Below are 12,204 nucleotides of genomic sequence, written 5' to 3' on the forward strand. Positions count from 1 at the left end.
CTCGTACGAGGTGTGGGTGGCGTTGCTGTCGGGTGCGGCGGTGGTGGTGGCGCCGACGGGTGCGGTGGATGCGGAGGTGCTGCGGAAGCTGCTGGCCGACTGCGCGGTGTCGCACGTGCATGTGACGGCGGGTCTGTTCCGGGTGATCGCGGAGCAGGATCCGCGGTGTTTCGCGGGTGTGCGTGAGGTGCTGACCGGTGGTGACGTGGTGCCGGTGGGTGCGGTGCGCCGGGTGCTGGAGGCCAACGCGGGTGTGGTGGTGCGGCACCTGTACGGGCCGACGGAGGTGACGCTGTGCGCCACCCAGCACGAGGTGGGCTCGGCGGAGGCGCTGGGTGAGGTGCTGCCGATCGGCGGCCCGCTGGACGGCACCCGGGTGTATGTGCTGGACGAGCACCTGGCTCCGGTGCCGGTCGGTGTTGCGGGTGAACTGTATGTCGCGGGTGCGGGGTTGGCGCGCGGCTATCTGAACCGCCCGGGCCTGACGGGTGAGCGGTTCGTCGCGGACCCGTTCGGTGCGGCGGGTGGCCGGTTGTACCGCACGGGTGACCGTGTGAAGTGGTCGGCGGACGGTCGGCTGGTGTTCGCCGGTCGTGCGGACGAGCAGGTGAAGATCCGCGGGTTCCGGGTGGAGCCGGCCGAGGTGATCGCACGGGGCGTGCCGGACGGAGGCAATGCCGAACTCGCCTCGTCCGTCCGTGCGTTCGTTACTGAGCGGCTGCCGGTCTACATGGTGCCGACGGCGGTGGTGGTGCTGGACGCGCTACCACTGACCGTGAACGGCAAGCTGGACCGCAAGGCCCTGCCGGCCCCGCAGTATGCCGTGAGTGCGAAGGCTCCCGACGGCGCCGGCTCGCTCAGTGCCCTCGAACAGAGCGTGTGCGAGGCGTTCGCGAAGCTGCTGAGGCTGGAGAGCGTCGGGCTCGACGACGACTTCTTCGCCCTGGGCGGGCACTCGCTGCTGGCGGTGTCGCTGGTGGAGGAGCTACGGTCGCGTGGTGTGTCGGTGTCGGTCCGCGACGTGATCACCAACCCGACTGTGGCGGGACTGCTCAGCAGGATGTCCTTGGCGTCGGTCAAGGACGCGCTCGGCGGCATGCTTTCCATCCGGCCGAGCGGCAGCAAGCCGCCGTTCTTCTTCGTGCATCCCGGAAGCGGGTCGAGCTGGTGCTACCTGCCGCTGTCCCGGTACATCCCGCAGGAATATCCGCTCTACGGGCTGCAGGCCGACGGGCTCGACGGCACGAGTGAACTCGCAACCCGTGCTGTGGAGATGGCCGCGGCGTACATCGAGCAGATCCGTTCCGTGCAGCCGAGCGGCCCCTACCACCTGGTGGGTTACTCCTTCGGGGGGACGGTGGCGCATGAGATGGCGGTGCAACTCCAGGCTGCGGGTGAGCAGGTGGCCGCGCTGGTCATGCTGGATGCCTACCCGGCGGAGCAGGACGCGGATCCCGCCGCGGTCGGCGAGGCATCCCGCAACGATGGGGAGGCGGACCGGTCCGACGACCCGGCGAGCTCGTCGGTGTCCGACGAGAACGACGTGCGCGCCCAGCGACTCCGGGACCTCCGGGCGGACATGGGCGCCGTCCTCGGCGGAATCTCGGACGAGGAGCTGATCCGCATCATGCACGTCTTCGAGAACAACAGCCAGCTGTTGGCGGAGCACCGGACCGGTCGGTTCGGCGGGGATGCCCTGGTGGTGGTCGCGGCGGAGGGCAAGGCGACCGAGGTGCCGTTGGCGCAGCAGTGGGAGCCGTACATCTCCGGGGAGATCACCGAGGTGAGCCTTCCTCTCACGCACGCCGACATGATGCGGCCGCACACGCTGGGCCAGGTGTGGGCCGCCGTCGAGGGGTGGCTGGGCTCGGGCCGGTCGTAGCGGGGCCGGTCCATCCGACCACGACGTTACTTTCAACCATCCGGAGGAACAGATGACGACAGAACTCAGCAACCAGGCGCAGGGCGTACAGGAGGCCGGCGCCCCGCTGCTGCTCGAAGAGGCTTCGGCCGAACAGGTACGCGCCGGTCTCAGGGCCCATGGGGCGGTCCTGCTGCGCCGGGCCGGCGGTCGGTCGCTGGCGGAGTTCGAGTCCTTGGCGGACGAGTTGATGACTCCGCTGATCCATCCTGCGGTCGCCGACATGCAACGTGAGCCGGTGAGCGCGGACGGTGCGACGGCGACGGTGAACAAGGGCCAGGGCGCCATCCCGCTGCACCGGGAGCTGTCGTACGCGCCCGGCGCACCCGACCTGCTGATGTTCTTCTGCCAGACGCCGCCCGCCGACGGCGGGCAGACCACCCTGTGCGACGGAGCCGTCCTGTTCGAGGCCCTGGACGAGGCGACGCGCGACTTCCTGAGAAGCGCTGACCTGGTCTGGAGATGGGAGGTCTCGCCCGCTCGCTGGCGCTCCGCCCTGAGCGTCACCACCGAGGAGGAGGCGCTCGCCGCGATCGAGGCGCTCAACGGCCTTTCGCGCGACGGCGGCTCCCTCAGCGGGGTGTTCGAGGGGGAGACGCTCAAGGGCGCCTACCGGACCGCCTTCGTCACCCGCCCCGGGGACGGGCTCCGTGAGGCATTCTGCAACTCCGTGCTCGTCGCCCTGAGCGATGCGCAGAGCACCGCCACGCTGGGCGACGGCTCGGCCTTCCCCGACCTGCTGCTGCACGACATCGCGGCCAAGGCCGAGGCCGTCACCTACGACATGGCCTGGCAGGCCGGCGACATCGTCGTGCTCGACAACACCCGGTACATGCACGGGCGTCGTTCCTTCCTCGACCCGGAGCGCCGGATCCTGACCCGGGTGGGCCACAGCCTCAGGCCCTGACCGTCCTCCTGAACGGCTCCGGCCTCGGCGGTGAATTCCGCCGAGGCCGGCTTGGGTTCTGGTCCGGGCCGGGGGGCCGGCGGGAACGCCGAAGCGCGGGGCCGAGGCTGTGACACAGCCTCGGCCCCGCGCTTTCGGTACGGGAGCCCCCGGGGGCGTCAGCAGGAGCTGAACGCCCCGGAGAGGGCCGGGACGTAGGTCGGGATCCGACTCCAGACCTCCGGCGTGTAGAAGTGGCCGCCCGGCAGGACGTCGTGCCGGAAGTCACCGGTCGCGAGGTCCCGCCAGTGCTCGCCGGCGTTGGGCTCGATCACCGTGTCCGTCTCGCCGGTCAGGACCTGCAGCGGCACACTGACCTTCGAGCCGGGAACGTAGTGGAAGGTGTCCCGGACCCGGACGTCGGCCCGCATCAGCTCGACCGCGAGTTCCCGCAGGTCCGGGTCGTTGACGACGTGCTCGGGCAACATCCCGTGCATGGTCATCCAGCCGAGTAGCTGCTCGTCGGTGTCCTGCTGAGTCGGGGACCCGTCCTGGGCGGTCAGCCCGCGGTGGGCCGCGTTGGCGGAGGACACCACGAGCGCCTCGGGCGCGGGGCCGCCGAGCCGCTCGATGCGCACGGTGACGTCGAAGGCCATCCAGCCGCCCATGCTGTGACCGAAGAGCACATAGGGGCCCTCGGCCGCAGCGGAGAGCACGGCCTGGGTCGTGTCGTCGGCGAGGGCGTCCCAGGTCTGGGCGAAGTCCTCCATGAAGCGGCCTTCCCGGCCCGGGTAGCAGACGGCGGCGAGGTCGACGTCCGCCGGGAGTATGCCGCCCCACTGGTGGTACTGCCCGGTGCCGCCGCCGCAGAAGCCGAGGCAGATCAGGGTGCGGGCGGCGTTCTCGGTTCGGCGGGATCGGACGACGATGAGGTCCTGGGCGGTAGCCATGGGCGGGAATCCTTGCGATGTGATGGGTCAGGGGGTCTCGGGAGCTGCGGCGAGCTTGGCCTCGACGTACGCGGCCAGTTCGCGCAACTGCGGGTGCTGGTACACCTCTTTGGTCCGCACGGCGAGGCCGAGCTCGCGCTTGAGCCGGCCGATGACGCGCAGCGCGACGAGCGAGTGGCCGCCCAGTGCGAAGAAGTTGTCGTCGGCGCTGATCCGGTCCCGGCCCAGGACCTCCGACCAGACCTCGGCGAGCAACTTCTCGACCGTTCCCTGGGGCTCGACGAACTGTTCGGCGGGTGCCGCATGCGGCGCGGGCAGTGCCTCCCAGTCGACCTTGCCGTTGACGGTCAGCGGAATGGCGTCGACCGCCGCGAAGACCGAAGGGACCATGAACTCGGGGAGCACTGCCGCGCAGTGGTCGCGCAGCTCCGCGCCGGTCGGCGGCTCGTCGGCGACGTAGTAGGCCACCAACTGGTCACCGAGCGCGGGGTCCCGGTAGCCGGTCAGCACGGCGGTGGTCACCCGGGGGTGTGAGGAGACCGCGGCCTCGACCTCGCTGAGTTCGATCCGGTAGCCGCGGATCTTGACCTGGCGGTCGACCCGGCCGATGAAGTCCAGCGAACCGTCGGCTCGCAGGCGGACCAGGTCTCCGGTGCGGTACATCCGCGCTCCTTGCCCGCCGCCGGGCTGGGGGTACCTCCCGGCCGCCAGGCTGGGGGCGAGGGGCCCGTTGCCGTTCGCCGCGAACGGGTCGGCGACGAAGCGCTCGGCGGTCAGGGCCGGCCGGTTGAGGTAGCCCAGGGCCAGGCCCTCGCCTGCCAAGTACAGCTCGCCCGTCTCACCGGGAGCGGTCACCTGCCGGAGGTCGTCGCCGACCACGTACGCCCGGGTGCCCGGCAGCGGGTGGCCGATGTGCGCTTCCCCACCGGTGATCCAGGCACTGGTGGCGTCCACGGTGCACTCGGTCGGACCGTAGAGGTTCACCGCTTCGAGCAGCCCGTTCGCGGTCGCCTTGGATATCTCCTCCCAGGTCCTCTCCGGCACCGGCTCCCCGCCCATGAACAGACGCGGCAGCGGGCCGTCGGCACCGCTGTCCAGCAGGCAGGTCCGCACCAGCTCCCAGTGGGAGGGGGTGAGGTCCAGGTCCTGGATGCCGTACGCGTCGAGCAGGGTCCGGAGCTGGACGGGATCGGTGCGCTGGTCCTCGTCGAGGATGGCGATGGTGTCGCCGCGGCAGACCCGCGCCCACTGCTTCACCGAGGCATCGAAGGAGACACTGGCGTTCCAGCCGACGACCCGCGGCTCCTCGGCGTAGACGCCGGCCCGCTCCAGGGCCGTGACCAGGTCTGCGACGGATCCCCGTCCGACCTGGACGCCCTTGGGCCGACCGGTTGAGCCCGAGGTGTAGATCACGTACGCCGGGTCGAGCGGATTGGTGGCCACCGGCTTCGAGTCGGCGGCTTCGGGGGCGCCGGTCGCGGAGTCCGGGTCGACGACGTCGAGGCCGGATGCCCCCAGGACGTGGTCGGAGGCGCCCACCAGCACCCGGATGCCGGCGTCCTTGGCCATGAACTCCAGGCGCTCGACCGGGTAGCGGGGGTCCAGTGGGAGGTAGGCCGCACCCGCCCGCCACACCGCGAGCAGCGATACGACCAGCTGGGTGCTGCGCGGCAGGCTGACCCCCACCAGGTCGCCAACGCCGATGCCACGGGAGGCCAGGGCACCGGCGAGCTGTGCGGTTCGCCGGTCGAGCTCGGCGAAGGTGAGCTCACCGTCCGCGCCCCGTACGGCGATCCGGTCCGGGGCGTGCTGTGCGGTAGCGCGGAAGCGCGTTACCAGGTCAACCGGCTTCTGGGCGAGGTCAGTCACGAGAACGAGCTCCTTGTGCACAGGATTGGGGCATGGCGCGGCCATCGGACCGACCTGGTCTGACGGCGCCGGTCAGGTTCAGGCGAACGCGGGCGCGGGCTCCACGGTCGGCCGGCACTCGGAGAGCTCGACCGGGTCGCCCATGGCCACTACGATCTTCCGGTCGCCGCGGAACGGATCCCGGCCGTGTGCGGTCAGGATGTTGTCGACCAGCATCACGTCGCCCGGCTGCCAGGTCTCGCGCACCGTGGCCGCGTCATAGGCCGCCTGGATGGCCTGGAGGTCCTCGTTGCTCAGCGCGGCCCCGTCACCGAACTCGGTGTTGAACGGAAGACCGTCGCGTCCGAACTCATCGACCAGCGCCTCCCGCAGGTCCTCGTCCAGCGCCCACTCGTTCCAGAAGAGCAGGTGGTTGAACCACACCTCCTCGCCACTCGACGGGTGGGTGATGATGCCGGGACGGATCTGGCCCGTCTTCAGGGTGCCGTCGTCGTACCACTGGTGGCCGATGAGGTTGTCCGTGCAGTAGCGCGCGACCTCGTCCACGTCATCGGTGGCGAACGCGGTCTGCCAGTCGGTGGAAATGTGCTCGGAGTAGCTGCGCGAGAGTCGCCACCCGGCGGTCCGGATCTTCTCGACCACCTGATCGGGGAGCGCGTCGAGGACCTTCCGGCAGTCCGCGACGGGCGTCGCCCCGCCCTGCGATGGTGCGATCAGGCAGCCGAACAACAACCGGCCGGGGAAGGTCAGCGTGTAGCTGTTCTCGTTGTGCATCCGGATCGACTGCGCGGCCGGGAGGTCCGTCGAAGAGAAGACATCGTCGCCGAGCCGGCTGCGGGGAGTGGTCTTCTCCCGGTACGGCGTCCGCTCGCTGATGAGCACGTCTCGGATCTGCGCGAAGTCCTCGATGGTCGCCATCGGCAGACCACGCAGGTAGATCGCGCCGTATTCCCGCAGAGCCGCGGTCAGTTGCGGATGGACATCCTCGAGCCACGCGCGGACCTGTGTCATCCCGGTGAGACCGGAGACCTGCGTTATGGCCGGCTTACCATCAACGACCAGCCATTTCAGCGTATGTGACATTGAATCAGGTCCTTTCCAGTTCCTTGGACCGGTTATCGTCCCGATGATAGGAGGATCGGTTGCGCCACGTTAAGGCGTTCAACGGGCTGATCGGCAGGCCGTTGCTGCAGGCCGCAAGATCGAGGGGATCGCCGACCGCGAGCTCGAGGTCCTTGGGCGCAGCTCGCCATCGCCGCCCATGAGGCGAAGATCGTCCCGCCGCCCGAGTGACGCCCCGGTCGCCACCGACCGAACCGGGAGCCCTGGCCCACCGGCTGCGGACCAGGGCTCCCGCGTTCTGCCCGGTGCTCTCAGCGCGACATGGCGACCAGGACCCGGCGGCTTCCGGCGAACGCCCTGCGCCCGTGTGCGACGGCGACGTTGTCGATGACCAGGACGTCGCCCTGCCGCCAGTCGACGTCAACGGCCAGCGCCAGTCCCTTCTCGCGGATCTCGAGCACGTACTCGTCGGGGATGGGGGAGCCATCAGCGAAGGTCACCGACTGCGGCAGCTCGTCCGTGGGGACGATGGCCGCGAGCTCGCGCATGGTCTCCTCGCCCAGCGTCGCGGGGTGCCACTGGTCCGCCTGGTTGAACCAGACCTCCTCACCGGTGACCGGGTGCCGGAGCGTCGAGGGCCGGACCTGACGCGTCCGCAGCGCATTGCCGGCGGTCCACTCCCAACTCACGCCCGCCTCGGCCAGCAGCTTCTCGACCTCTGCCCGGTCGTCCGTCTCGAACGTCGCCTGCCAGCTCTTGCCGAAGCCCCTGCCACCGTGAAGGTACTGCCGGTAGCAGACACCGCCGCTGAAGTCCGCGCGGATCCGTTCGTCGAGTGCCGCCAGCCAGGAGGCGCCGTCCAGCAGCGGAGTGGCGCCTCCCGTGGCAGCCGGCTGTACGCAGCAGAAGAGCAGGCGGGAGGGCCAGGCGTGGGCGTAGGAAAGCTCGCTGTGCATGGAGATCGCGTAGTCGGGCGGGTACTCCGTCGAGGTGTAGACGTTGTCGGAGACCTTGGTCCTGGGCGTGTTGCCGTGCACGTACGCGAGGCGCTCGGGCAGCAGGGCGGGCATCACGTCCGCCAAGGACGCCTCAGTGACGTCGAAACCCCGAAACAGCAGGGCCTGGTGACGGTCCAGTAGTTCGCCGACGTCGACCGAGTCGAGGTACTCCATCAGTCCCCGGGTGGTCGCGCTGGCGCCGGTACTCTCGGGCGTGAACCGTTGCGGTGCCCAGCCCTGTTGAACGCTCATGGGGATATCTCCTTGGTGGTTGGGAGGTTGGGCGTCGAGTTGTTCAACCTACGGGGCGCCACAGTTGGACGCACCGGTTCGGTTCGGCCGCCTGCCGGGAGCGTCGGCCGTGCCAATAGACCGGGGCGAATGTTCGGCGTCGTTCAACCGGCGCGCCAACGCAGTTGAACGGTGGCCTTGGTGAGCATCAAGGATTGATCAGTCGCGCGGGCCTGCACCATAGTGAAGCGAGGCGGCATGGTGAAACTGGGGCTCCTGGGCATCTGGAGGCTGGTGCGGGTGGCCTGATACGGCTTGTCGGTGGAGTCCCGTCCATGAGCCTGATCGAGGCGATGAAGAAGTAGCCCCCCTGCTGTTGGGCCGGCCTGCTGAGGCAGACCGACAGCAGGGGTCTGGCATTACGGCGGAGTTCTGGCCCCTACGGCGCGAAGTGCCGGTTCGAGCAGGCACTGCTCCATCTCGCTGCCCCATGCATTCGGATGCCGCGGACCATGAACAGACTGTGCATCATATACCTGATGAGAAAGGGAGTTCGATGACTGATCTGGAGGTGGGTGTGCGGGTGTCGGGTGAGGACATTGAGCGGTGGTTGATGGAGCGGGTGTCCTATTACCTGGAGACGCCGGTGGGGGAGATCGATCCGGGTGTCTCGCTCGCCGAGTACGGGTTGGAGTCGGTGTACGCCTTCGCGTTGTGCGGGGACATCGAGGACAAGTTGGGTGTGACCGTGGAGCCCACCCTGGTGTGGGACGTCGACACGGTTGCGGCTCTGACCGTGCACCTGGCCGGCCTGGTGGCCAAACTGCCGTCGGCCTGAAGGATCTTCAGGGCCTTGACGCCTTGAAGGGCGGTCAGTTGACCAGCGCCCTGGCCCTGAGCCGACCTACCGGCTGCGACCCGCCGTACCTCGTCGACGCCGCTTTCCAAGCGGACGACTCGTACTTCGAGGCCCGAGGAGCGGTCAGAGTGGACCCGGTGGATATCGACGAAGACAGGCCTGGCCGCGGGTTACTCGCAGTCCCTGGCAAGTGTGTTCAACGGTGGTCGCGCGGCGGTTGAACGGTGCTCAGGACAACTGGAGTTGTTCGTTGGATGGGAACGAACTCGCCGAACTCAGAACCGCCGCGCGCCGCCTGCGCACCAGCCTTACCGGCCTGACGGCCTGCGCCGCCGCCATCTACGGTGGATTGCCCCGAGGCTCCGGTGATCAGCCAACCGGGCTGCAGACCGCTTCCCGCGCCCACCCGCTGCCCCGGCACCCGCTTCGCGCGCGGGCCCGGCCGCCCTTGGCCGTCCGACCGCATCCTGCGACGGAGGCCACGGCCCTGCAGTCGTCCGATGGGAGGAGGCATGGGCTCCACCCCGTCGCCTAGTGTGAGACCGCCGCGTTCCCGGAAAACCCCCGTGCCGGGGGCGCGGCATCCACCTCCGCCGGTCCTCGTCCAACTGGCGCACGGCGATGGTTGAACACCCGTGCTGATCATTTGCACCGGGTTGAACACCCGCACCATCGCCAGTGGCTGGGGCATAGTGGTCTGCGCCGCCAGGAATCGACGGAGTTCGGCGAAGCCGGACGTCAGGAAGCCTGGACCGGACCGAGGAACCGTGGGCAGAGCTGCGGCCGAACAGCCTGATCGCAACAGTCGAGAACGACACCGCCCAGCCGCGCGGCGCGCGCCGCCGTGCATGTCCGCGCGTCGCCCAAACCCACGCAGCGCCAAGCCCAGGGGGAAGCAATGGCCTTCGAACTGACCAGCTACCGGAACCTCGGCGACGCGTTCGCCGCGCGCGTCGCCGAACACCCCGACAAGACCGCGGTCACCATCTACCGCAACTCCGCCGAGGCCGCGCACGAAAGCCTCAGCTACGCCGAACTCGCCCGCCGGGCCGGCCTGCGCGCCGCCGACCTGGCGCAGCACCTGGTCCCCGGCGAGCGCGTCCTCATCGCGCTGCCCACCGGCACCGAGTTCGTCGAGCTCTACCTCGCCTGCCTGCTGGCCGGTGTCACCGCCGTGCCCGCCCCGCCGGCGACCGGCTCCACCAGCGCCGCCCAGCGCGTCGCCGCGATCGCCGCGGACTGCACACCCGGGCTGGTGTTCAGCACCGCCGGGGACCTCGACACCCTCACCGAGCGCTTCCAAGCGCAGGGCCTGGGTCAGGTCCCCGTCCGGGCCGCCGCCCCCGTGCCGGCCGGTGAGGCGCCCCCCGCGGCGCTCCGCGGCCGCCACGTCGACCAGGACACCCTCGCCGTCCTCCAGTACAGCTCCGGCTCCACCGGTACCCCGAAGGGCGTGATGCTCGCCCACCGGAACGTCCAGGCGAACCTCGCGGCCCTGCACTCCGTCATGGGCCTGGGCGGTGACGACTCGTTCGGCAGCTGGATGCCGCTGCACCACGACTTCGGTCTCTTCTGTCAGCTCAGCTGCGCACTCTTCTACGGTGCGACAACGGTCCTGATGCCGCCGACGACGTTCGCCCGCAAGCCCGTCGAATGGTTCCGGATGATGAACGAATTCCGGACCACCGCCAGCTCCGCCCCCAACTTCGCGTACGGCATCGCGCTGCGCCTCATCCAGGACGAACAACTCGACGGGCTCGACGTGTCACCGCTGCGCTTCCTGTGCAACGGCTCCGAGCCGATCCACGCCCCCACCATCGCCGCGTTCACCAAGCGATTCGCACACATCGGCCTGCGCCCCGAAGCCGTCGTCGCCGGCTACGGCATGGCCGAGGTCACCGTCTACGCCAGCGGCACCCCCATCCCGCGCCAGCCGACCGTCCTGGTCGTCGACCCCCAGCGCCTCGCCGACGCCGACCACCCCGCGCTGGTTCCCGCCCGTGACGGCCGCGGCAAGGAGATCACCGGCGTCGGACGCCCCGAGGCCTTCGACACCCTCATCGTCGACCCCGCCACCCTGCGCCCCCTGCCCGCCGGCGAGGTCGGCGAGATCTGGCTGCGCGGCGACAGCGTCGGCCGGGGCTACTGGGACAACCCCGATCTCACCGCCCGCATCTTCCACGCCCGCCCCGCCGGCGCCGACGACACCGAACCCGGCTGGCTGCGCACCGGCGACCTGGGCGCCCTTGCGGACGGCGAACTGTTCATCACCGGCCGGCTCAAGGAGGTGATGATCGTCCACGGCCGCAACCTCTACCCGCACGACCTCGAACACGAGGCGCGGGCCGCCCACCCCGCGCTGGAGGGGTTCGTCGGCGCCGCCTTCGGCGTCCAGGCCCCCGACGAGCGTATCGTGCTGGTGCACGAGGTCAGCCCGACCCTGTCGGCCGAGGAACTGCCCGCCGCGGCGGCGGCCGTCATCCGCCGCCTCACCGCCGCCACCGGTGCGCCGGTCCGCAACGTCTTGCTGGTGCGGCGCGGCAGCGTCCACCGCACCACCAGCGGCAAGATCCAGCGCGCCGCGATGCGCGACCGCTTCCTGGCCGGCGAGATCACTGCCCTGCACGCCGAACTCGAACCAGCGGTACGGCAGTTGACCGCAGGGCCCGAAACCCTGTGACGCCCACCCGCACCGGCACCACACGCGGGATCGTGAACCGGTTGGCGTGGATGCAGGCCGAGTACGGGCTCACGGGCGCGGATCGGGTGCTGCGGAAGACACCGTTCTCGGCGGCCACTCGCTGCTGGTCACGCGACTGGTGGGCCGACTGCGCGGCGACCTCGGAGTGAACCTGCCGATGCCGACCCTGTTCGAGATGCCGACCCCGGCCGGGCTCGCGCGAACGCGACCTACAACAACCGCATGGTGCTGCGCCTGACCGGCAAGCTGGACCATCGCCATCGGGCGCTCAGCGCGGCCCTGCGGACGTGATCGGGCGCCACGAGGTGCTGCGCACCACGTTCCCGCTGGTCGACGGTCGACGCTGCGGACCTGGCCGGCGCGGTGGCCCGGGCCACCGCGTACACGTTCGACCTGGCCTCGGAAGTGCCGCTGCGGGCCTGGCTCGCGGCGTCTTGGAGACGACGGCGAGGGGGATGTCGGCGGCGATCATGATGCTGGCCGCGGTGTGGCGTAGGTCGTGGGTGCGCCGTGAGGCGCTGTGGTTCGAGCGGAGGTGAGAGGCCTTCGCCGCTGATCCTGTCGCAGCAGGGCGGTGGAGCTGGGGGCAACCTGATCCGGGTGGCGCCGGGGAGGGTGGGAGCAGCCCTGACGTTCCCCCCTGATCCTGGACAGCGGGTTCTTACGCTGCGGGGGTGAAGTCGTGCTGCAGCTTCGCTCGGGTTTCGAGTGGGGTGAGGTACCCGAA

Annotated in this window: 9 protein-coding genes; 5 read left to right on the forward strand and 4 right to left on the reverse strand. The window is 70.0% G+C overall.

The annotated features are described in order from the left end of the window. Together ACZ3UD_RS36970 and ACZ3UD_RS36975 are read left to right on the forward strand one after the other, a co-directional pair. A partial coding sequence (locus tag ACZ3UD_RS36970) for an alpha/beta fold hydrolase (protein WP_465598282.1) occupies positions 1-1,882 on the forward strand: 1,882 nt, incomplete at its 5' end. A gap of 52 nt (positions 1,883-1,934) precedes the next feature. After that, positions 1,935-2,828 carry a TauD/TfdA family dioxygenase gene (locus ACZ3UD_RS36975; protein ID WP_465598285.1) on the forward strand — a complete coding sequence of 298 codons (894 nt, stop codon included), beginning with the start codon at positions 1,935-1,937 and terminating at the stop codon, positions 2,826-2,828. Positions 2,829-2,986: 158 nt separating this feature from the next. Here the strand turns inward: ACZ3UD_RS36975 and ACZ3UD_RS36980 are convergent, their stop codons facing one another. From ACZ3UD_RS36980 to ACZ3UD_RS36995, 4 genes are all read right to left on the reverse strand, one after another. Next, positions 2,987-3,757: a thioesterase II family protein gene (locus ACZ3UD_RS36980; protein WP_465598288.1), complete on the reverse strand. Its 771-nt coding sequence runs from the start codon at positions 3,755-3,757 to the stop codon at positions 2,987-2,989. A gap of 27 nt (positions 3,758-3,784) precedes the next feature. Further along, entirely contained in the window at positions 3,785-5,626 is a 1,842-nt protein-coding gene (locus tag ACZ3UD_RS36985) for a non-ribosomal peptide synthetase (protein ID WP_465598291.1), read from the reverse strand. A 78-nt stretch (positions 5,627-5,704) separates the two neighbouring features. After that, positions 5,705-6,709 (reverse strand): TauD/TfdA family dioxygenase, encoded by a 1,005-nt coding sequence (locus ACZ3UD_RS36990; RefSeq protein WP_465598294.1) that lies wholly within the window; start codon positions 6,707-6,709, stop codon positions 5,705-5,707. A gap of 290 nt (positions 6,710-6,999) precedes the next feature. Then, entirely contained in the window at positions 7,000-7,938 is a 939-nt protein-coding gene (locus ACZ3UD_RS36995; protein WP_465598297.1) for a TauD/TfdA family dioxygenase, read from the reverse strand. A gap of 535 nt (positions 7,939-8,473) precedes the next feature. Between ACZ3UD_RS36995 and ACZ3UD_RS37000 the strand changes: the two genes are divergently transcribed. From ACZ3UD_RS37000 to ACZ3UD_RS37010, 3 genes are all read left to right on the forward strand, one after another. Beyond that, a complete protein-coding gene (locus ACZ3UD_RS37000; RefSeq protein WP_465598300.1) occupies positions 8,474-8,755 on the forward strand; it encodes an acyl carrier protein in 282 nt (93 codons plus the stop codon). Positions 8,756-9,674: 919 nt separating this feature from the next. Next, complete coding sequence (locus tag ACZ3UD_RS37005; protein WP_465598303.1) at positions 9,675-11,456, forward strand: fatty acyl-AMP ligase; 1,782 nt, start codon at positions 9,675-9,677, stop codon at positions 11,454-11,456. Between the two features lie 46 nt (positions 11,457-11,502). Beyond that, positions 11,503-11,715 (forward strand): acyl carrier protein, encoded by a 213-nt coding sequence (locus ACZ3UD_RS37010; RefSeq protein ID WP_465598306.1) that lies wholly within the window; start codon positions 11,503-11,505, stop codon positions 11,713-11,715. Positions 11,716-12,204 lie beyond the last annotated feature (489 nt).

The sequence above is a fragment of the Kitasatospora sp. NPDC023118 genome (assembly GCF_055560875.1).